This is a genomic window from Winogradskyella aquimaris (genome assembly GCF_042676105.1).
Taxonomy (GTDB): Bacteria; Bacteroidota; Bacteroidia; order Flavobacteriales; family Flavobacteriaceae; genus Winogradskyella; species Winogradskyella aquimaris.
This window is the reverse complement of the sequence record NZ_JBHTJQ010000016.1, coordinates 286,673-308,797: the sequence shown is the minus strand read 5'-3', so window position 1 is coordinate 308,797 and position 22,125 is coordinate 286,673. Positions and strand designations below refer to the sequence as shown.

23 protein-coding genes are annotated in these 22,125 nt (G+C 32.0%); 17 read left to right on the top strand and 6 right to left on the bottom strand.

The window, feature by feature from the left end:
- The 11 genes from ACFQ1K_RS11360 to ACFQ1K_RS11310 all read left to right on the top strand — a co-directional run bounded on the left by ACFQ1K_RS11360 (position 1) and on the right by ACFQ1K_RS11310 (position 10,559).
- The gene (locus ACFQ1K_RS11360; RefSeq protein WP_320554857.1) at positions 1-429 is read left to right on the top strand and encodes a DUF2061 domain-containing protein; all 429 of its coding nucleotides are present in this window, start codon (positions 1-3) and stop codon (positions 427-429) included.
- Positions 430-436: 7 nt separating this feature from the next.
- Positions 437-1,036, top strand: a complete 600-nt coding sequence (gene cysC, locus ACFQ1K_RS11355) for an adenylyl-sulfate kinase (RefSeq protein WP_320554856.1) — start codon at positions 437-439, stop codon at positions 1,034-1,036.
- Positions 1,033-1,938, top strand: a complete 906-nt coding sequence (cysD, locus tag ACFQ1K_RS11350; protein ID WP_320554855.1) for a sulfate adenylyltransferase subunit CysD — start codon at positions 1,033-1,035, stop codon at positions 1,936-1,938. The genes cysC and cysD overlap by 4 nt, the downstream gene beginning before the upstream one ends.
- 63 nt (positions 1,939-2,001) lie before the next feature.
- Positions 2,002-3,255: a sulfate adenylyltransferase subunit CysN gene (gene cysN, locus ACFQ1K_RS11345; RefSeq protein WP_320554854.1), complete on the top strand. Its 1,254-nt coding sequence runs from the start codon at positions 2,002-2,004 to the stop codon at positions 3,253-3,255.
- Positions 3,256-3,272: 17 nt separating this feature from the next.
- Positions 3,273-3,830: a hypothetical protein gene (locus ACFQ1K_RS11340; protein WP_320554853.1), complete on the top strand. Its 558-nt coding sequence runs from the start codon at positions 3,273-3,275 to the stop codon at positions 3,828-3,830.
- 45 nt (positions 3,831-3,875) lie between these two features.
- Positions 3,876-5,216: an oligosaccharide flippase family protein gene (locus ACFQ1K_RS11335; protein ID WP_320554852.1), complete on the top strand. Its 1,341-nt coding sequence runs from the start codon at positions 3,876-3,878 to the stop codon at positions 5,214-5,216.
- Positions 5,209-6,108, top strand: a complete 900-nt coding sequence (locus ACFQ1K_RS11330; RefSeq protein WP_320554851.1) for a sulfotransferase — start codon at positions 5,209-5,211, stop codon at positions 6,106-6,108. The genes ACFQ1K_RS11335 and ACFQ1K_RS11330 overlap by 8 nt, the downstream gene beginning before the upstream one ends.
- An 82-nt stretch (positions 6,109-6,190) precedes the next feature.
- Entirely contained in the window at positions 6,191-7,450 is a 1,260-nt protein-coding gene (locus ACFQ1K_RS11325; protein WP_320554850.1) for an O-antigen ligase family protein, read from the top strand.
- Complete coding sequence (locus tag ACFQ1K_RS11320) at positions 7,447-8,550, top strand: DUF1972 domain-containing protein (protein WP_320554849.1); 1,104 nt, start codon at positions 7,447-7,449, stop codon at positions 8,548-8,550. Before ACFQ1K_RS11325 ends, ACFQ1K_RS11320 begins: the two co-directional genes overlap by 4 nt.
- The gene (locus ACFQ1K_RS11315; RefSeq protein ID WP_320554848.1) at positions 8,534-9,757 is read left to right on the top strand and encodes an O-antigen ligase family protein; all 1,224 of its coding nucleotides are present in this window, start codon (positions 8,534-8,536) and stop codon (positions 9,755-9,757) included. The genes ACFQ1K_RS11320 and ACFQ1K_RS11315 overlap by 17 nt, the downstream gene beginning before the upstream one ends.
- Positions 9,732-10,559 carry a sulfotransferase domain-containing protein gene (locus tag ACFQ1K_RS11310; RefSeq protein WP_320554847.1) on the top strand — a complete coding sequence of 276 codons (828 nt, stop codon included), beginning with the start codon at positions 9,732-9,734 and terminating at the stop codon, positions 10,557-10,559. Before ACFQ1K_RS11315 ends, ACFQ1K_RS11310 begins: the two co-directional genes overlap by 26 nt.
- Before the next feature lie 113 nt (positions 10,560-10,672).
- On the opposite strand, the gene ACFQ1K_RS11305 is transcribed toward ACFQ1K_RS11310, so the two are convergent.
- Together ACFQ1K_RS11305 and ACFQ1K_RS11300 are read right to left on the bottom strand one after the other, a co-directional pair.
- Positions 10,673-11,476 (bottom strand): glycosyltransferase family 2 protein, encoded by an 804-nt coding sequence (locus ACFQ1K_RS11305; RefSeq protein WP_320554846.1) that lies wholly within the window; start codon positions 11,474-11,476, stop codon positions 10,673-10,675.
- A 6-nt stretch (positions 11,477-11,482) separates the two neighbouring features.
- Entirely contained in the window at positions 11,483-12,568 is a 1,086-nt protein-coding gene (locus ACFQ1K_RS11300; protein ID WP_320554845.1) for a glycosyltransferase family 4 protein, read from the bottom strand.
- Between the two features lie 91 nt (positions 12,569-12,659).
- Here ACFQ1K_RS11300 and ACFQ1K_RS11295 point away from each other — a divergent pair, with 91 nt between their 5' ends.
- Both ACFQ1K_RS11295 and ACFQ1K_RS11290 read left to right on the top strand, forming a co-directional pair.
- Positions 12,660-13,163, top strand: a complete 504-nt coding sequence (locus ACFQ1K_RS11295) for a hypothetical protein (RefSeq protein ID WP_320554844.1) — start codon at positions 12,660-12,662, stop codon at positions 13,161-13,163.
- A gap of 118 nt (positions 13,164-13,281) precedes the next feature.
- Positions 13,282-14,637 (top strand): undecaprenyl-phosphate glucose phosphotransferase, encoded by a 1,356-nt coding sequence (locus ACFQ1K_RS11290; protein WP_320554843.1) that lies wholly within the window; start codon positions 13,282-13,284, stop codon positions 14,635-14,637.
- Here the strand turns inward: ACFQ1K_RS11290 and ACFQ1K_RS11285 are convergent.
- Positions 14,634-15,779 (bottom strand): glycosyltransferase family 4 protein, encoded by a 1,146-nt coding sequence (locus ACFQ1K_RS11285; protein WP_320554842.1) that lies wholly within the window; start codon positions 15,777-15,779, stop codon positions 14,634-14,636. The two genes, ACFQ1K_RS11290 and ACFQ1K_RS11285, sit on opposite strands and share 4 nt — an antisense overlap.
- A 16-nt stretch (positions 15,780-15,795) precedes the next feature.
- Positions 15,796-17,106, bottom strand: coding sequence for a phenylacetate--CoA ligase family protein (locus tag ACFQ1K_RS11280; protein ID WP_320554841.1), 1,311 nt, complete (start codon positions 17,104-17,106; stop codon positions 15,796-15,798).
- Positions 17,107-17,190: 84 nt separating this feature from the next.
- On the opposite strand from ACFQ1K_RS11280, the gene purD reads away from it, so the two are divergent.
- Positions 17,191-18,462 carry a phosphoribosylamine--glycine ligase gene (purD, locus tag ACFQ1K_RS11275; RefSeq protein WP_320554840.1) on the top strand — a complete coding sequence of 424 codons (1,272 nt, stop codon included), beginning with the start codon at positions 17,191-17,193 and terminating at the stop codon, positions 18,460-18,462.
- A gap of 3 nt (positions 18,463-18,465) precedes the next feature.
- Here the strand turns inward: purD and ACFQ1K_RS11270 are convergent, their stop codons facing one another.
- The gene (locus ACFQ1K_RS11270) at positions 18,466-18,693 is read right to left on the bottom strand and encodes a DUF6341 family protein (RefSeq protein ID WP_320554839.1); all 228 of its coding nucleotides are present in this window, start codon (positions 18,691-18,693) and stop codon (positions 18,466-18,468) included.
- Positions 18,694-18,809: 116 nt separating this feature from the next.
- Between ACFQ1K_RS11270 and ACFQ1K_RS11265 the strand changes: the two genes are divergently transcribed.
- A complete protein-coding gene (locus tag ACFQ1K_RS11265) occupies positions 18,810-19,727 on the top strand; it encodes a DUF6427 family protein (protein WP_320554838.1) in 918 nt (305 codons plus the stop codon).
- On the opposite strand, the gene upp is transcribed toward ACFQ1K_RS11265, so the two are convergent.
- Positions 19,716-20,375, bottom strand: coding sequence for a uracil phosphoribosyltransferase (gene upp / locus ACFQ1K_RS11260; RefSeq protein ID WP_320554837.1), 660 nt, complete (start codon positions 20,373-20,375; stop codon positions 19,716-19,718). The two genes, ACFQ1K_RS11265 and upp, sit on opposite strands and share 12 nt — an antisense overlap.
- Before the next feature lie 74 nt (positions 20,376-20,449).
- Between upp and ACFQ1K_RS11255 the strand changes: the two genes are divergently transcribed.
- Positions 20,450-21,058: a DUF4254 domain-containing protein gene (locus ACFQ1K_RS11255; protein WP_320554836.1), complete on the top strand. Its 609-nt coding sequence runs from the start codon at positions 20,450-20,452 to the stop codon at positions 21,056-21,058.
- A gap of 43 nt (positions 21,059-21,101) precedes the next feature.
- Positions 21,102-22,121, top strand: coding sequence for a glycosyltransferase family 9 protein (locus ACFQ1K_RS11250; RefSeq protein ID WP_320554835.1), 1,020 nt, complete (start codon positions 21,102-21,104; stop codon positions 22,119-22,121).
- Positions 22,122-22,125 lie beyond the last annotated feature (4 nt).

Here is a 22,125-nt window from a genome sequence, read left to right as displayed (position 1 = left end):
ATGGCAGATGTTTCGTATAAACGACATATTGCAAAAACAATTACATGGAGATTGGTTGGTACCCTAGACACCATACTGTTGTCTTGGATTATAACAGGAGACCCTTTGGCCGGCATAAAAATAGGTTTAGCAGAGGTTACAACAAAGAGTGTGCTATATTATCTTCATGAGCGTGTTTGGTACAAAATCAATTTATCTAAAGATGGAATTCTTCTTGAAAGTAGAAAAAGACACATTGCAAAAACAATTACATGGCGTTTTATAGGTACTTTAGATACAATGACGTTAGCATGGATAATTTCAGGTAATCCACTCGCTGCATTACAAATAGGTTTTGCTGAAGTAATTACTAAAATGATATTATATTATTTACATGAGCGCGTTTGGTACAAAGTAAACTTTGGTTTAACTAAAAGAAAAAGAAACTAGTTGTAAAATGAAGGAAAACATAGTTCCACACGATTATAAAATAACCATTGATAATAGAAGAGAGTTAAACGGACACAACTCTTTTTTATTATGGTTTACGGGGTTATCAGGATCAGGTAAGTCAACCATAGCCAATGTTGTTGAACAGAAATTACACAAGAAAGGCATTAAAACCTTTACGCTAGATGGTGATAATATCAGAAAAGGAATTAATAAAGACTTAACCTTTGAACCAGAGGATAGAACTGAAAATATCCGTAGAATTGCAGAAGTGGCAAATTTAATGATAAATGCTGGTTTAGTGACACTTGCAGCTTTTGTGTCGCCCTATAAAAAAGACCGAGAGAACATTAGAAGTATCGTTAAAGATGTTAACTTTGTTGAAATATTTGTGAATACCAGCGTAGAAGAGTGCGAAAGACGAGACGTAAAAGGGCTTTATAAAAAAGCACGCGCTGGCGAAATAGATAACATGACTGGGATTTCAGCTCCTTATGAAGCACCAGAAAACCCGGACATTGAGATAAAAACAGAGAACGAATCGGTTGAAGCAGCGACGGATCGAATCGTAGATTATATTACACCAAAATTGTCAAAGCAACAATGAGTAAGTATTATTTAAATTATTTAGATGAATTAGAGAGTGAAGCAATTTTTGTTTTACGCGAAGTTTGGGCACAGTTTGAAAACCCAGTAATTTTATTTTCGGGGGGAAAAGATTCTATTTTGGTAACACATCTAGCAAAAAAGGCATTCTATCCTGCCAAAATACCTTTTCCATTAATGCATGTTGACACTGGTCACAACTTTCCTGAAACGATTGAGTTTAGGGATAATATCATAAAAGAACTAGGTGTGCAGCTTATTGTTGGATCTGTACAAGAATCTATAGATGAAGGACGTGTTGCTGAGGAAAAAGGAAAAAACGCAACACGTAATGCGCTGCAAATTACTACCCTCCTAGATGCTATTGAGGCAAATAAGATTGATTGTGCTATTGGTGGTGGTCGTCGCGACGAAGAAAAGGCTAGAGCTAAAGAACGGTTTTTTTCTCACAGAGATGATTTTGGACAATGGGATCCTAAGAACCAACGTCCAGAATTGTGGAATATATTCAACGGAAAGCACTTTGAAGGAGAACACTTTAGGGCATTCCCAATAAGTAACTGGACAGAAATGGATGTTTGGAACTACATTAAACGAGAGAATATTGATATTCCATCATTATATTTTGCTCATGAACGTGAAGTTGTTTGGCGTCAGGATTCTTGGATTCCAAATTCTGAATTTTTAGTATTAGAAGACCATGAAGAAGTGGTCACTAAAAGAATACGTTTTAGAACCTTAGGCGATATTACCATAACTGGTGGTGTAGAGTCTGATGCAGACACTTTAGAGAAAATTGCTGCAGAGGTTGCTGGTATGAGAAATACCGAACGCGGCAACAGAAGTGACGATAAGCGCTCAGAATCTGCTATGGAAGACCGTAAGCGTCAAGGTTACTTTTAATCAAAAAAATTAAAAATTAATGGTTATGCTGAACATAATTCAGCATCTCATATAAAGAAGAACATGTTAGACAAGAATCAATTATTACGTTTTACAACTGCAGGAAGTGTAGATGATGGAAAAAGTACATTAATAGGGCGTTTGCTATACGATTCAAAATCTATTTTCGAGGACCAGCTTGAAGCTATCGAAAACACAAGTAAGAGAAAAGGTCATGACGGTGTGGATTTGGCATTATTTACAGACGGCCTTAGAGATGAAAGAGAGCAGGGCATTACTATCGATGTTGCATACAGATATTTTACAACACCTAAGCGCAAATTTATAATTGCTGATACACCAGGGCATATTCAATATACACGGAATATGGTTACAGGTGCATCTACGGCAAACGTAGCAACAATACTTATTGATGCACGCCATGGTGTTATTGAGCAGACAAAACGTCACGCCTTTATAGCCTCATTATTACAAATTCCACACATCATCGTTTGTGTAAATAAAATGGATTTGGTTGATTTTTCTGAAGAAATTTTCAATAACATAGTTTCTGAGTTTGAAGATGTATCTTCAAAAATGTTAGTAAAAGATGTTCGTTTTATACCGATGTCCGCATTGTTGGGTGATAATGTTGTAAACAAGTCTGAAAATATGCCTTGGTACCAAGGAGCGCCAATGCTCCATACCTTAGAAACGATGCATATTAGTAGTGATATTAATAAAGTAGATGCACGTTTTCCTGTACAAACAGTGATAAGACCACAACGCGATGGTTTTATAGATTATAGAGGTTATGCTGGCCGTGTAGCAAGTGGTATTTTAAGAAAAGGAGATGAGGTTACAGTGATGCCTTCAGGCTTTACTTCAAAAATAAAAAACATCAACCTTTATGATAAAGAGTTGGAAGAGGCTTATGCTCCTATGTCGGTTTCCATTACTTTAGAAGACGATATAGACATTAGTCGTGGTGATATGATAGTGCGCTCTAATAATAAACCAGAACCTTCTCAGGATATTGAGGTGATGTTGTGCTGGTTAAATAACAACCCAGCTAAACCTAGAGCAAAATACACGATTAAACATACTTCTAACGATCAAAAAGCAATGATTAAAGAAGTGGTTTACAAATACGACATTAATACTTTAGAGCGTAATACTGAGGATGCTGATTTAGCAATGAACGATATTGCCAAAGTTAAAATACGTACTACAAAACCAATAATGATAGACCCTTACAGGGAAAATCGCACAACAGGTAGTATTATTTTAGTAGATGATGCGACAAACGAGACGGTTGCTGCGGGAATGATAGTTTAACTCTAAACAAAAAAATTATGAAAGGTATTTTTTGTTTTTTAATTTTTGTAATTACTTTTTCATGTAAAAATGAGCAAAGTAGTACTAAAAACAAAGAAGTAAAAGTAAATGAAGCTAAAACAGAAAGTTCAACTAAACCTAAAGCTAAATTAGGTTTAGAAGTAAAGTTTAGCTTAAGCACTAAAACAGACACAGATATTTTTTTAAGATTTACAGAAGCAGAAAACGTTGGTTATGGCCCAAAAGACTTTGTTAAGAAAAGTGTAAAAGGAGTTAATGATTTAAAAGAAGTAGCGTTTAATTTACCTCAAAATATCTTACCTACAGGTATGCGCATTAATTTTGACTCAAAAGAGAATAAAGGGTTAATTGTAAATGCTGTCTATTTTAAGTTTGAAGGAAGATTTTACAGTATATCAAAAGAGAATATTTGGAGTTTTTTCGCTCCAACAAAAATTACTTCCTACAATAAAGAGACTAATACATTTTATTTAAACAAAGCAGAATCAGAAATTTTACCAGGGTTCATATTTAGGGAAGCCTTAATGAATAAATTGGAAGAGAAAATTTATTAAACAAGGAGATTCAACAAGTAATCATATATTAATAAAAGTCTTGAATTGATTCAAAAACTAAAACAAACACTCGTTTCTGACCATAATTTAAAAGAGTTACTGACAGGGAGTTCAATAACATTTGTACTTAAAGTTTTTGGTATGATTTTGAGCTATCTAGTTGTTATACTAATCTCAACTAGGTATGGGGCAGATGGAGTAGGCTTATATAGTGTTACTTTTAGAACCATTAGGTCTGTAGCTTTAATTAGTGCTTTAGGTTTTAATATTTCTGTTTTACGATATGTTGGGGAGTTTAATACAAAACCAAATAAAAGCACCTATTATAAAAGAATTTTTAAAACCTATTGCTCTATTTCATTACCCTTTTCAGTAGTTATTGGAATTTTATTATTTGCCACATCAGATTATATAGCTTTAAATATTTTTGAAAATGAGAATTACTCAAATTCTATTCAAATCATCGCTATAATCTTGCCGTTATTTACTTTAAATTTAATTAACATTGAGTTTATAAGAGGATTAAAATCACTTAAAGTGTCAGAGTATTTGCGAAGTGCCAATACCTATATCATTATTTTATTTGTTTTGATAATTGAAGTGTTGGATTTGGATTTGTTAAACGCAATATATGCTCTAGCTTTTGGTATTGTGGTAACATTTGCAATTTCTTTCTTATTTATTTTCGCCCATATTCAAAAATTACCACAATCAATTCTAGAAATATCATTTTCAAGAAATGATTTTATTAAAACATCACTACCAATGCTTGTAACTGAAATCGCCTCATTTATTTTGGCGTTTTCAGGTATTTTTTTTTTAGAAATATTTTCTACAACCGAAGAAGTTGGTATCTATAGTGTATGTATAATGTTATCACAATTGGTTAGTTTAGTCTTGACCGTTGTAAACACTATTTCTGCACCGAAATTCTCAGAACTTTTCTGGGCCAATAAGCGGGACGATTTAAACAAGCTACTTAAACAATCTTCAAAGCTAATTTTTTGGTCTTCATTTGCAATTTCATTGTTGCTTACCATTAGCTCTAAATTGGTTTTAAACTTCTTTGGGCAAGAGTTCACTATCGGACGCAATATTTTAATCATTCTTATTTTAGGACAATTAATAAATGCCATTACAGGTTCGGTAGGTATTTTTTTAAATATGACAGGACACCAAAAAGTATTGAGAAACATTATTTTTGTCACCGCACTGTTTATTTTAATGGGGTATTATTATATAATTCCAATATATGGATTGCTTGGTGCGGCAATAATTTCAGTAATAGGAACCCTTATAATTAATGTGTTTTCAGCCTGTTATGTTTATTTTAAATTAAACTACATAACATTCTACATCCCTTTTATTACCTTAAGAAATGAATAATAACTTGCCAAACTTCTTAATAGTAGGGACAGCTAAAGCAGCGACTACCACAATACATGAATACTTAAAACAACACCCAAAAGTATTTATGACAGAATGGAAGGAACCATGCTTCTTTGTGTTTAAAGATCAGCAGAATTTAAATTTTAAATCCACAAAAAGAATTGTAAAATTTATAACTAGATTAGAGGACTACAAGGAAATTTTTGAGAACGGTAAATCTAAAGAAATAAGAGGTGAATCTTCTACACCATATTTGTATTTCTACGATAGAACTATAGAAAATATAAGAAATACAATCCCCAACCATAAAGACACTAAAATATTAATTGTATTAAGAAACCCTGTGGATAGAGCCTATTCTCAATATATGATGAAGATTAGAGATTTAGAGGAAAAATTAACTTTTAACGAGGCCTTAGATGCTGAAGAGGATAGAATGCAAAATAATTTCCATTTCGATTTCTTTTATAAAGACAGAGGTTTATATTCAAATCAAGTAAAGGCATATTTGGAAGAATTTAATAATGTAAAAGTTATTTTATATGAGGATTTTAAATCTGATACAAATAAAATATTAGGTGATATTGTTGATTTTTTAAACTTAGAAAAATTTAATTTTCAACCCATTAATAGACTTAATGCTTCGGGAAAACCTAAAAACAAAATTATTTCGAGAATACTTATAGGGGATAACTTCATAAAAAGATCATTAAAACCCTTTCTAACCAAACGGCTCAGAAATAATTTACTTAATCAAATTCAAAAGAAAAATTTAAAACAAACTAAAATAGACAATTATTCTAAGGCTAAGCTTCAAGAATTTTTTAAAAGCGATGTTAAAAAATTAGAGACTTTAATTGATAGAGACTTAAAGGAGTGGTATAGTTAAAAGCTAAACATATCCGTTATTTTCTATTTCTAAAGAACTAAATTTTGTTAGGTTTGTATAAAGGACAACTATTCTAATACTAATGCGTTTAATATTACATAAGGATTCATTATATAAGTGGATATATGCAATAGCTTTAATTACCCCGTTTTTAGTAAGGTCTTTTGAGTTTAATGTTATAACGGCTATTTTGTTTTTAACAATAAGTGTGGCAGATTGTAATTTGAGAATCTCAAAAAATATGATTATTAGTTTTACAATTTTAGCACTAATTTTCAGCTTAGGTTTTGTTGTTCATTTTTTCTATGAGAATACTCTTTATGATGTTGCGAAGGATACATTGTATTTGCTTAAACCTTTAATATATATGCTCTTAGGCTATTTTATTGCTTCTAAAATTAAGGATAAAGACCTAATTTTTAAAACAATTATATACGTCGGGATCATCTTAGCAATCATACATTTCATTACTGTACTTTTTTTTTTAATTGATACAGCTGATTATAAAATATCTGCGATACGAAATATAGGTGGCAAAGATAATTTTGTTGAGTTGTTGGTTTGTGCGCTATTAATATTTAACAAAAAAAACAAATATTTTGAATTAAAGCTTAAATACAAAAAATTAGTTTATTTTGTCTTAGCCATTTCGTTTATAATGTATTTCTCGAGGACCATGATGGTCGCACTATTAATAATCTTGTTGGCAGCCAATGGTTATGCGAGATTATCACAAAGGACACTCATAATTTTATCATCCTTGTTTTTAGCTGTTTTAATATTTTACAGAATACTTTTTTCCTTAGATATAGATAGAGGGGCTGAAGGTTTTGAGGGGTTTTTATACAAAATTAAGATAGCGCCAAGTGAAATATTTTCTTTTGATGTTAACCTCAAAGATGCTGCTGAGCGATGGGATAAATGGAGATCTTATGAAGCATTAAAAGCGTTAGAGGAAGTAAGTGATACACCAGGTGGTATAGGGTTTGTATTTGGCAAAGGTTTAGGTTCATTAATAGATTTGGGTTTTGAGGCACAGCTTGGGAAAGAGCCGATGAGATATATTCCAAAAATACATAATGGGTATGTATATATAATTTTCAAAACAGGCATTATAGGACTTATATTTTATTTACTCTTTTTTACTAATCTTTACTTGCAGACATATAAAAAGGTTAGGACCATCAAATCTGGATTTATTAATAATATGATAGCAGCAATAGCTCTTTTTTACATATTTACGAGCTTAATAATTTCTGGTATTTTTAACCCAGAAGATGTAATAACACTTTTTTTAGGGGCGTTATTATTTTTACAACATCATTATAGAGAGGCCAGATGAAAATAGGAATATTAGGAACTAGAGGTATACCAAATCATCATGGTGGCTTTGAGCAATTTACAGAATATTTTGCTGTATATGCTAAAGAACAAGGGCATGATATTTACGTTTACAACTCTCATCTACACCCCTATAAAAGTAATACTTATAAAGGTGTAAATATCATTCATGCTTACGATCCAGAATCTAAGATAGGCACTGTTGGGCAATTTATTTATGACTTCAATTGTATTCGGGATTCTCGAAAAAGGAACTTTGATATTATCCTGCAGTTAGGCTACACAAGCAGCTCTATTTGGGGGTGGTTATTGCCTTCCAAGCCTATTATTATTACAAACATGGATGGCTTAGAATGGAAAAGAACTAAATACTCTAAAAATGTACGAAAGTTTTTACTTTACGCTGAAAAACTCGCTATTAAAACAAGTAATTATTTAATTTCAGATTCTACAGGAATTCAATCATATATTAAAAGGAAATATAACAAAAATTCAGAGTACATTGCTTACGGTGCTAGTGTTTTTATACCAAGCGAAAAGGCTTGTTTCTCATTCGAAGATTTAGAAACCAATGAATATTTCCTGTTAATTGCAAGAATGGAGCCTGAAAATAATATCGAAATGATATTGGAGGGTTATTTAAAAAGCCATTCAGGGTATCCATTTTGCGTCATAGGAAATATAGAGTCCACACCCTTTGGAAATTATTTAAAAAAGAAATTTGCCAAACATAAAGGCATAAGATTTTTGGGCGCAATTTATGATTTAGAAACTTTAGACAACTTAAGGTTTAACTCTAGACTATATTTTCATGGACATTCCGTGGGAGGCACCAACCCTTCATTATTAGAAGCAATGGGTTCTCATTCACTGATTGCAGCTCATCACAATGATTTTAACTATGCTATACTTGAAGACGATGCTCTTTATTTTAAGTCAGCCGATGATGTATCAGAGCTCATTAAAAATGAAAACAAAAAGGATAGGCTTGATTTAATTAAAAGAAATAGTGATAAAATTAAAACAAAATTCAGTTGGGAATATATAAATAATAGCTATTTAAAGTTTTTTAACACCTGTTTTGATGAGAAGAACAAATGATATATGGGAAACGACATTTGGTCACCTAACATTAGTTCTATTATGTACTATTCTGCTCGGCTATTTTTTTAGTAGTCTTTCACTTGGAATTTGGTTTACTTTCTCAATAATATGGATTGTAAAGGCAAAACAATTTCATATTCGAAAAGCAATAATGCCATTATTATTTTTCAGCTTGTTCTCTTTTGCTTCAGTAACTTGGTCTATAGATAAACCACAAACCATACACGGCATAGGGAGGCAAATTCCATTATTTCTTTTTGCTTTGGCAGGTATGTTTCTCCCAAATATATCTAACCAAGAAGTAAGAAAGATACTAAATAGGTTTTCAATTTTTTTAAGTTGCTTGGCTATCATACTAGTTACCCAGGCTATTTTTAGATATTATAAGTACGAGTTTGAAGGATTTTTGTATTACCATGAATTAGTATCCCCTTTAGAATTAAATGCTATATATGTGTCGTATTTGGTTTCCTTTTGCTTTTTATATACACTTATGACTTATGAGGCTAAATTAATTCTTAAGTTAATAAAGCTTCTAATTCTAGGTTTTTTCTTAATTATGTTGTCTTCTAAAATGATACTGTCTGTAACGGTTGTTATGTCTTCAGTAATTGCAATTTTCAAGATCAAAAGGAATTCATTTAGATTTATATTATTGGCTTTAATTTTACTTGTCTTTTCTTTAGTCATAACTTTTGCGAATCCAATAAAAAATAGATTTGTTTCTGAGTTTGACACCTCTTATAAAGAAATTTTAAATAAGGAAAGCTTTAAAAAAGGAAGAGTTTACACAGGACTGGAAGCAAGATTATTACAAATCAGAGTTTTTAATGAAATGATTGATTCTCCGAAAAGTCATATAGTTGGAGTTGGTCTAGATGCTTCAAAAAGAGAAATTAAAAAAATACACGAGAGACTAAATACTCCCTTAAGGTTCCACACTTATAATTTTCATAACCAGTATCTACAGGTTTTTGCAGAATTGGGTGTTGTTGGGCTATTTGCATTTATAACAAGCCTTATACTAGCATTAAAAAGAGCTTTTAAAATCAAGTATTTTTTACCCTTTGTAGCTATAAGTATGACACTGTTTATTACTGAATCAGTTATATGGAGACAAAGAGGTATGCTTTTTTTTGGTGCACTATACGTTTTACTTTTTATACTAGAAAATCGCAATGAAAGCAAAGAACAGCTTAGATAAATACAGATATTATTTCTCTAAACGAATAGAGATTTTTTTCCATAGCCTTAAAAAGTCACAGATTAAAGGAAGAAAGCATGGTCCTAAAGTAATTCTAAATTCTTTACCTAAATCTGGTACACACCTTTTAGAAAGCCTTTTTTTACAGTTACCATTAATGAGACATTGTGGAAAAAAAACATTGAGATTAGAGACGCAAAACCCTATTGAACCAAAACTTAGAGTACTATCTTCGATTAAGAAAGGGCAATTTCTCCTAGCCCACATGCAATATCATGAAAAGGCCCTAAAAACTATAAACACTAACAATACAAAAATCATTCATTTAGTACGAGATCCTAGAGATGTACTGTTATCTCACTTAAATTATATTGAGAAAATGGATATCACCCAAAAATCTCATAGATTCATAACATCTTATGACTCAAGATTTGAAAAACTAAAAGCGATAATTGAAGGAAAAAAGGATGTGCTAGAACCATTCGATGAAGTTTTAGATAAATTTTTACCTTGGACACAGTCTGATGAAGTTTTGTGTATAAAGTTTGAAAACTTAATTGGCCCAAATGGAGGAGGAGATAAGCACAAACAAGAGGAAGCTGTAAAAAGTATTTGTAATCATATATCTATTGAGCTAAATCAGGACCAATTGGAAAACGTCTGTAATAAAATTTATTCTGTTAAAAGCTCTACATTTAATAAAGGGAAAATTGGTAATTGGAGGAGTACTTTGAGTGAAGAAGAGAAGAAATGGCTAAATAAGACCATTGAAAATCAAATAACAAAATATGGTTATAAATAGTTTATAAGTTAATTTAGGTTTTTAATGGTTTTTAGATTGTGATTTTTTAGGATCAAAAAAAAACTTCATGGTTGTTAAGCATACTTAGAAACAAAATGAAAAACAATGAATCTTCAATAATTTCCTTTTACCTTTTTTACAAGTTCATTAGCACTTAAACATAAACTGGCAATTACTTTACTAATGCCTTTAAAGTGCTTTGCTATATAAATACGATATCCTTTCACAAGTAAGTTGTTTTTTGCGCCATTAAAGCCAACAAAATGTATGTATTCTATAGAGGGAACAAATACTCTTTTATAACCTCGTTTTGCTGCTTCTTTATTATAGTCAACATCTTCAACATACATAAAAAAGGATTCGTCTAGACCACCTATTTCCTCCCATAAACTTTTTGGAGTTACTAAAAAGGAACCTGATAACCAACCAACTTCTATAGGTTGATTGCTTAAAAATTTTCCTGAAGCAAACTCTTTGTTAATTATTGAAAACCATTTAAAATAAAACAAATGATAAGGTTTGGGTAATAAACCGGTAGAAATAATATAATCCTTGTTTCCGTTTAACATCTTTATTCCTAAAACCCCTATTTTAGAGTCTCTATCCATTAAATCTAAAATAGATTTTAAAGGATTAAGTAAAATAGTATCGTTATTTAATAATAACAGATAGTCTCCTTTTGCGTGTTTTGCGGCAGCATTATTTCCGCCTGCAAATCCTAAATTATCATTAGAAGCAAAAAGCTTAATTTTATCACTATAATTATCTTGTATAAACTTTACAGAGTTGTCTTTGGAAGCATTGTCCCAAATTATAATTTCATATGAAAAATCACAACATTGCTTTTCAATTGAGTCTAAACAGTCAGCTAAATATTTTTCGCCGTTATAGTTAACAATTATTACAGAGAGTTTCATTAATTGTTATATTGTTTTTAAAATATTTAAAATCTCGCTAGAGGCTTTTTCCCAGCTAAACTCAGAAGATCTTTGTTTTCCCTTTTTAATAAGTTTATTCCTAAGACTTTGACTATTTAATAAAAGATTAACTTGATTAGCAATTTCACTTGGTTTATTGGGGTCAATATAAAGTGCGGAATCTCCGCAAACTTCCGGTAAAGATGTTTTATTTGAAACAACAACAGGGGTTCCATAATGCATAGCTTCTAATGGAGGCAAACCAAACCCTTCAGCAAAAGAAGGGAAGCAAAAAACAAAAGCATTTTTATAGAAAAACTCAATGTCTTCAAACTGAATATAGCCAACCTTAACGACTCTATCTTTCACCTTTAGGCTATCAGTCAATTGGTCCAAATCAAATGTCTTATGATCAGATTTTCCAACGATAACAAGGGAAACTTCTTCAGAGACTAAGGGCAATGCTTTAATAAGGTTTTGAATGTTTTTTCTTACATTCAATCTTCCTAAATAGAGTATGAACTTATTTGGTAAATTATACTTATCAAAGATATTTACCTTATTTAAGAACTGTTTTTTATTTGCCAAGCCCAAACCATGATATACCACACTAATGTTTTTGTCCTCACAAAAACCGTGCTTTAGCATCCTTTCTTTTTCCGAATAGGATATAGTAATAACATGATCAGCACATTTAGAGAGATATTTCATGGGATAAAAGTAAATTCTTTCTTTTAAAGAGAAGAATTCAGGAAAATCCATAAATAGTGCGTCATGAACATAATTTACAATTTTTTTTGCACCAAATAGAGGGGCGTAGTTCTGGTACATGCACACATCTAAATTGTATTTAGATGTGTAAAATGGCATAATAAAAATGTTCGTAAAAGCATTTAGAAAGTTTGGGATGTATACTAGGTGTATATTCGGTTTTTCGATAGGAAATTTCAAATGACGATCTTTTTTACTTAAAAAAATATAAAAGTCCACTGTTGAATCTTTTTTTACAATATGATTCACAATATTTTCTACAACGACTTTACCGCTTGGGTGCCCATTAAAATACCATTTAGCATCAATCCCTACTCTCATTTGTTTAACACATAATTTGGTGGCTAAATTACTAAAGTTTAATTTTAGGACACTAAAGGAAATCAATTTATAATAGGTTCAATTTTATTAAATGAAATTTCAACATTATTTATTTATAACATTCTTCTTTACATTATTTGCATTTAATTCATGTGTTGAAAACTGTCTTGATGATGGATCGATGTTTAGAATAAGACTAGAGTTGGAATCCTCAAAAAGTGGGGTATTTACAGTTAAATATAATTCTCAAAATAGAAAAAACTTAGTTGTTAAATCTGAGGTGGTTAATACCGAAGGTTCTCAATTTGTAGAGTTTTGTTTAGAGGAAGAACCTTTAGATTTCAAAGTTTATGTTACAGAAAGTCTTGAAAATGTTGATTTAAAGGTTATGAGTGTATTATTAGAAAATGACAACAGGCAAATGTTTATCAAGCAAGAAATGTTTCATTTATACTTCAAAAATACTCAGGGCGTTCAGTTTAATAAGAAAACAAACATCTATTTTTTTAATCCAAGTAAAGCTGGAGAACAAAAACCATATATAGGCTCTAGAAAAAGTCTACAAAAAAGATTGATAAACCGATTAAATATTTAAATTTAAGGATTAGAAGAAAAAAAGATTGATTATCTAAATTCGGGTATCATTTTTATTTTTATCATATTTGCCGGCTAAAATCATTGAAGTTTTACAGAGATTAAAAGATTAGGAGAGGTTGAGTTTATTCAAACACGGAAGATATTCAGGATACCTAAGACCTATTTCCTACTTAATAGATTTAAGTATTATAAATGGGATAGGTTTTTTGTATTTACTACAAAATCAAGACCCATTAATTTTTTCAGCCTTTATTTCTATTGGTTGGGTTTTGCTGTCTATTTACTCTAAATTTTATGAGGTATATAGATATACTAGACCTGTCAACATATTATCTTTAGTAGTTAAGCAGTTAGTTCTATTTACGCTCTACGTATTTGCATTTTCGGGATTATATCACGACTTAAATATCTACCCAAGACCAATAGTAAAATACACACTACTTTGTTTTTTTATAATCACGATTTTAAAATTCACAGTTTATTACTTGCTTCAAAAATACAGGGTTTCCTTTGGGGGTAATTATAGATCTACAGTAATCCTGGGACTCAACAAAAAAACCCTTGCTCTTGAGAATTTTTTTAATAAAAATCCAGAGTATGGTTACCTTCATAAAAAAACATATAGTTTTAAAAGTAAAGAACAATCTTTAAATGAATGTTTTAATTATATCCTAAACGAGAAAATTGATGAAATCTATTGTTCTATTTCAGAACTCACAAATTCTCAGATTGCTGATATAGTAGATTTTGCCGACAATAATCTTAAAATTTTAAAATTTATCCCTGATAGTAAGGAGATTTATTCTAAAAAGCTACGTTACGAATATTACGATTACATACCAATCCTAACATTAAGAAATATTCCATTAGAAGATTCTGCCAATTTGATTGTCAAGCGTATCTTTGATATCTTATTTTCAAGTTTTGTAATTGTATTTATTTTATCTTGGTTGACACCAATAGTGGCTATTCTCATCAAGCTTGAATCAAAAGGCCCTGTATTCTTTAAGCAATCTAGAAATGGATTTAACTACAAGGAATTTGATTGTTATAAATTCCGATCCATGACACCAAATAAGACAGCTCATCTGCACCAAGCTACTAGAGATGATCAACGTGTAACAAAGGTTGGTAGGTTTATTAGAAAGACGAGTATAGACGAATTACCTCAATTCTTTAATGTATTGTTTGGAGATATGTCGGTCGTTGGGCCAAGACCACATATGGTAAGCCACACCAATATGTATGCAAAAAAAATTGACAAGTTTATGGTAAGACATTTTGTAAAACCGGGTATTACAGGTCTTGCTCAGGTGAGTGGTTTCAGGGGAGAAGTCGAAACAGATAAAGACATCATAGGAAGGGTAAAGTACGACATATTTTATATCGAAAACTGGTCACTACTTTTAGATTTAAAAATTATAGCACAAACCTTTGTAAATGCTGTAAAAGGTGAAGATAAGGCCTATTAAAGTTGGGTTTTTAAGGCTCTTAGTTGTTTCTCAAAGTCAAAATATCTATAAGCATATTCTTGTATTTTAGTTCTCGTTTCTGAAGTCAATACCTCTTTGTCGATTGATTCTATAGTAAAATTAAGCTGTGCATAATCACCGGCTTTGGAAACCCAACCCAATTTACAATCATTGATTATGTCCTCTCCTTCACCACCTCCAAAATAAAGCATAGGCATACCCAGTTTAGCGTACTCAAATATTTTTGAAGGTACTGATCCATAAATTCTATTCAGTAATGGTATAATAACAATATCATACCTTCTCAGCTCTTCATGAAGCAAGGCTCTATCAACTCTTCCATAAAAGTAAATAGGCAAGTCGTTGTGCTTTTCAATAAACAGTTTTATATCATCTTCCTCTGCACCAGACCCGTAGATATGCAATTCTACGTTATGATAATTAAGTTCCTTACATAGCTTTAAAATACCCTGAGCAACACCTAAAAGACCTGCATACACAATTTTTAAGGTGTCATCGGTAGTTGTTGGCGCAATACTTAATCGTTTAATATCTGGATAGTTTCTATAAAGGAACAATTGAGGTTTAGAGGCGATTTTACCGATATGAGCTAATATTTCATTGCTCTGACCTAAAATTAAATCTGCCGATTTATAATTAAATCGTTCTAACTTCTGAAGCGTTTTGTAGCTAAACCCTTTTTTTAGAGCACCAAGCTCATAACCTGCACTGGGCCATAAGTCACTAACATTAAGAATCAATTTCCGTTTCTTAGATCGTAAAAAAAACATAGAGGTATAAGCAACCAAAAGTGGTGGAGATTGAACAATTACTTTATCAGGAATCTTATTCCATAAAAAAAACCAAACTAAACTAATACTGTAAGATAGCATGGCAAACAAACGCAGAAACTTATTTTTAGACTTGCTTGCATACAACCACAGCCTAACAACTTTAATGCTATTCTCCTGAGTTTTTATCTTAAACTTACCTCTAAACTCAGGGAATATTTTACCTGTAGGATAATTTGGTAAGGGCGTCACAACCGTTACATCATAATCCGTTTTTAAACCATGTGCCAAATGAAAAATACGATTAGATGCCGCACCAATTTCTGGTGGAAAATAACACGTAATTATCATTAATTTCTGCATAACCTTATTTTATTAAGGAGGTGAACTGTTTCAGCTTACCTGATTTAGATCGGTCTAGTTTTGGCAAACGTTCAAAAATAATAGAAATACCAGGTTCTAGGTATTGAATCATTGCCTTGCCAATAGATTCTTTTTTATTTGCTGAAAGTTCATCTTTACTCACATATTTTATTTTGAAAGTATCTAAACTTAGCTGCTCAATGACAAATTCAGCAACATTCCCATCGTCTTCAATCACACATTTGGTAATATAGTAAAAGGTGAGTCCGGTAGCTGTTTTACCACTTGGCAGGGATGCAATATCATTGGTTCTTCCTATTAATTTTTTTAAAATAGGTTTTTGTATGGTACTTTTTTTATCCAATATCCCAACATCTCCAATATCATATCGTATAAAAGGATGAGCTTTATTATATAGTGAGGTAATGACGATTCGTCCTTCCTTTCCATAAGGAAGAACATTATCCTCTCCATCTAATATTTCAACAAAAAGCGTTTCGCTATTTATTTGCCATTCATCTTTAGGATTCTGAAAAGCAATCAAGTCTAATTCAGAAGCGCCATACTCATTTACAATTGGTATGCCTAGTTGTGTTTCTAATAGTATTTTGTCCTCATCAAATAACATTTCAGAAGTAACGATACACACTTTTAAGCTTGGACAAACTGTTTTTAGAACTACGCCTTTTCTTTTAAGAAATTTGGCAAATTGCACGATTGGACTTGTATATCCATTAATATAGTCAAAGTGTGTTGATTTAAATTTAGCCAACACCTTTTCAAAAGCAACATCACTTAAATCAAAAACCGAAAATCTATAACGGTTGCTAAACCAATCCTTTAATCGTTCTTTATAATAGCCCTTTTTATCTAATGGGATTCCATAAAAACGTGCTTGTTTAGAAGTGTTAAAATCAAGATCATACCATGAAAAACGATTCATTATTTCTGCCCAAGTCAAGGCATGGCACCATTTGTCTTTGGCAAAAATAAACGGGTCTCCAGAACTGCCTGATGTTTTGTTTACATAAACTGTATTTGCTCTATAAGCATTGCTTAATCTATGTTCTAAGGGTTGTTGCAAATGTTGTTTGGTCATAACAGGAACAGATTCCCAATTATTAACATCAGCTTCATTAAAGATTGCATTATAAAAGCTATTATTTTGTAAATGAAAGGCCAGAATTTCCTGACGCGTGGTGTTTAAATAGTCATTAAAACCGTCTTTTTGTAACGATTGAATTTTTTCCAATGCAATTTTTGCCTTGTTAATTTCAAAGCCATTAAGTTTTAATGAAAAATCGAATAGTCGCAAGTCGTATAAAGGCCAAAAGGTTTCTGTAAATTAATTGTTTTTTCATCTTAAAACCAATTATTTTTGCCCAAACAAAACACAATCATGAATATTTTAGTCTTAGGGTCTGGAGGAAGAGAACACACATTTGCATGGAAAATCGCGCAAAGTAGTCATTGTGAAAATCTATTTGTTGCCCCTGGAAATTCTGGAACTCAATCTATTGCTACGAATTTAGATATTTCGGTAACCGATTTTGAGGCCATAAAGAATGCTGTAATTCAAAACAATATTGAACTAGTTGTAGTTGGCCCTGAAGACCCATTAGTGAAAGGCATTCATGATTACTTTTTAAATCATGAAAATCTTAAAAATGTAGCTGTCATTGGACCACAAAGGGCTGCAGCTGAGTTGGAAGGAAGCAAGGAGTTTGCCAAAGAATTTATGTCTCGGCATAACATTCCAACCGCAGCCTATCAGAGTTTTACCAAGGACAATTTAGAACAGGGCTACAGATTCTTAGAAAGTTTAAAAGCGCCTTACGTTTTAAAGGCAGATGGATTAGCAGCTGGTAAAGGGGTTTTAATTCTAAATGATTTAGAGGAAGCCAAAGCAGAGCTTAAAAATATGCTTATCGAATCAAAATTTGGAGAGGCTAGTTCCAAGGTAGTAATCGAGGAGTTTTTAGAAGGCATAGAATTAAGTTGTTTTGTCTTAACTGACGGTAACGACTACAAGATACTTCCTACGGCAAAAGATTATAAACGTATTGGCGAAGGGGATACAGGATTAAATACTGGAGGTATGGGTGCGGTTTCTCCAGTGCCATTTGCTACTGACGAATTTTTAAGTAAAATTGAAAATCAAATTGTGAAGCCAACTATTGAGGGGCTTAAGAAGGATAATCTGCCTTATGTTGGTTTTATTTTTATAGGGCTTATAAAGGTAGGTGATGATCCTAAAGTTATAGAGTATAATGTGAGAATGGGAGATCCTGAAACCGAAGTTGTACTACCGAGATTAAAAACAGATTTGGTGGAGATTTTCAAAGCGATGTCAAATAGTACCTTATCTCAAGTGGCTATAGATATAGATGAACGCGCTGCAACTACAATAATGCTAGTATCTGGTGGCTATCCTGAAGCTTATGAAAAGGGAAAAGAAATCACAGGATTAGAAGCGATTGAAGATTCTATCGTATTTCATGCTGGAGCAAAAGAGGTAGATGGTAAAGTAGTAACATCTGGAGGTCGCGTAATGGCCGTAACCTCTTATGGTGTTACGTACAATGAAGCCATAAAAAAATCTTATCAAAATATAGCTAAACTAGATTTTGATAAGATGTATTATCGTAAGGATATTGGATTTGACCTGTAGGGCTTAGAGATAAGAATGTGCAGTAACGCTTTTATCTTCTTCGTTATTGGCATTATACTTTGCTAATTGCATCATCCAATACATAAAAGCAACAAAACCAATCAACATAAAAAACCAAGACAAAGTATTAGCGGTAAACCAAGAGGTAAGTTCCAACTCTCTTAAATAGTCAAAAGGTGCAAATAATACATCAACAAATAAATCTTGTATTCCGTAAAAGAAATCTTTCATAACTTTTTAAATTTACTCGTCTAGCGAGATTTAATTTATATTTATATAAAATTCAATAATCCTCTTATAATCTTATATTAAAAGATTATTGAGTAGCAAAAATACAAAAACAGCAAATGATTACAAGTATTTTTAGTAAATCTAAACCTATTAATTTTATAATAGTCGCTGTATTTGTAGTTGCACTTTTTTTAATTACAAATGTTAATGACCTTTACGCAAGCTTCGGTGTCATAATTAACGCTATAAGCAAATTAGCAATTGCTATCTTTTATGTGTTTCTTTTAGACTTTATTATTTCTAAGAATAATCTTACCAAGAAAAACAGTTATGGTATAATGGTCTTTGGTTTGTTACTTGGAATGATTCCAGAAACATTAAAACATCTAGATCTGCTATTGGCCAATCTGTTTGTACTATTTGCCTTAAGACGATTAATTAGCTTGCATTCCAACTTACACATAAAAAAAAAGTTGTTCGATGCAGGTTTTTGGATTATGCTAGCAACACTCTTCTACTTTTGGGCTTTTTTGTTTTTTGCCGTTATCATTGTTGCTTTGATTTATCATTCCAAGAACGACATTAAAAATATAATTATCCCCTTTATCGGGATGCTCACTGTAATCCTTTTACTTATTTCGTTTAATATATTGAAGTACGATACTTTTATTAGAGACTCCAATTTTAGTCGATATGCCAGTGTAGATTATTCCGGATATAACAGTGCTATTTTCATCACCAGATTCACGGTGCTTTTCGCTTCTTTTATATGGACCTTAATTTATTTTTTTAAAGGTATAAAAGATAAAAACAAGCGCCTTAAGCCATCCTTTTTTTTGATAGCTTGGTCATCTATAATTGCGGTTTTAGTGGCAATCATTGCTCCTATGAAAAATGGTAGCGAGTATATATTCCTTTTTGCACCTTATGCAATAATTATGGCAAATTACATTGAAGGGGTTTCAGAAAAGTGGTTTAGAGAGATTTTTATTTCTCTGTTTATTGTCGTAATAATTTTAAGTTTATTGCTGTAGTTTGTGCCCAAAGGCCAAATCACCGGCATCCCCTAAACCTGGGATAATATAACCTTTGTCATTTAAATGGTCGTCAATATCGGCAATCCATAAGTGTGCATTTTTTTCAAAATGTTGTGATACAAAATCAACACCCTCTTGGGCTCCGATAACGCTCACAAGATGAATGTCTTTTGGGGTTCCAAACGGTTTGAGGGCTTCGAAAGTAGCTACCATGGATTGGCCTGTTGCAAGCATAGGATCTGCCAGGATTAAGGTTTTACCCTCTAAACTAGGACACGCTAAATACTCTACTATAATTTCAAAACTCTCCGGATTATGTTTGTGGTGTCTGTAAGCTGAAATAAAAGCATTTTCAGCTTTATCAAAATAATTCAGCAATCCGTTGTGAAGGGGTACACCAGCTCTTAAAATAGAACACAACACAATATCCTCATTGTATAAAGTTGTATTTGAAGAACCTAAAGGGGTTTCAATGGTTTTCGCCTCAAAAGTTAAAGACTTGCTTAATTCATAACCCAAAACTTCTCCTATGCGTTCTATATTTCTTCGGAAACGCATACGGTCTTTTTGTATGTTTGTATCTCTAATTTCTAACATAAATGAGTTTAAAACCGAAGGTGTTTTTGAAAGATTATGAATTTGCATGGCAAAGTGTTTTTGATCAAAGGCTAAGTTAATAATTCAAAGTATATTTGCATATTCAAACAAAATAATTTGATATGTTTTCAGATAAAGCCAATAGTATATTTCAAGATGTAATTAAAACCTACAAAGTTTTAAATACTGTGGAACAGCCATTTACAAACAAATACGACAAAAATGAAGATCTTATAGCGCATTTATTGTATAGAAAATGCTGGATTGATACTGTTCAATGGGCTTATGAAGACATTATAAGAGACCCCAATATAGACCCTGTTGCTGCGCTAGAGCTTAAGCGTAAGATTGACGCTTCAAATCAGGACAGAACCGACACAGTTGAGTATATAGACAGTTATTTCTTAGATAAATACAAAGATGTTGAGGTAAAGCCAAATGCAAAGATTAATTCAGAAAGTCCTGCATGGGCTATAGATAGGCTATCAATTTTAGCCTTAAAAATCTATCACATGCATTTAGAAACGGTAAGAGAGGATGCAACAGACGAACATAAAGCAGCTTGCCAAAAGAAACTCAATGTTTTGTTGGAGCAACGCAAGGATCTTAGTACAGCGATAGATGATTTGCTGAACGATATTGCTAATGGAGATAAGTACATGAAAGTTTACAAACAAATGAAAATGTACAACGATGATGAGCTCAATCCTGTCTTAAGAGGGCAGAAATAAGTTGTCATCCTGAACTTGTTTCAGGATACACCTTCTGAAATTAATGTCTCAACCTAAACACATACTAGCCATACGGTTTTCGGCAATGGGAGATGTTGCCATGACGGTTCCTGTTTTGAGAGCTTTAACGGATCAGTATCCTAATGCAAAAGTAACCGTAGTTACTAGAAGATTTTTTAAACCTATTTTTGAAGATATACCAAACGTTGAGGTTTTTGTTGCTGATCTTAACGGCAAACATAAAGGTGTTTTAGGCCTTTATAAATTGTCGAGAGAACTTAGAAAATTGAATTTTCATACTGTTGCCGACCTACATAACGTTTTAAGAAGTAAGATTTTGAAGGTATTTTTCTTCGGAAAACAGTTTGAACAAATTGATAAAGGGAGAATAGAGAAAAAAGCTTTAGTTTCAGGAGAAAGCTTTCGGCCACTAAAATCAACACATCAACGTTATGCCGACGTATTTAAGGGTTTGGGGCTATCAACAGATTTGGCTCAACCAAAATTTCCAAAACCAAGGACTCTCTCTAAAAGAATTTTGGACCTGGGTATTAATGCGAAAGAAAAAATAGTTGGCATTGCCCCTTTCGCCGCGCATAAAAGTAAAATGTACCCCTTAGACCAAATGGAAGCTGTTATTTCAAGGCTATCAAAAGATTATAATATTATTTTGTTTGGTGGAGGACAAAAAGAAATAGAAATTTTAAACACATTAGAATCTAATTATAACAACGTCATTTCCGTAGCTGGTAAATTGGATTTTAGCGAAGAGTTAGCATTAATCTCAAATTTAGATCTTATGCTTTCTATGGATTCCGGGAATGGTCATTTAGCTGCAATGTTTGGTGTAAAAGTGATTACAATTTGGGGAGTAACACATCCTTTTGCTGGTTTTGCGCCATTCAACCAGCCTGAGGATTTTCAGCTAACAGCAGATAGAAACCGATACCCCAAAATTCCAACTTCGATTTATGGAAATAAATATCCCCAAGACTATGAACAGGCAACGGGAAGTATTCCTATTGAAACTGTTGTTTCAAAAATAAAGTCTATTCTTTCCTAGTAAA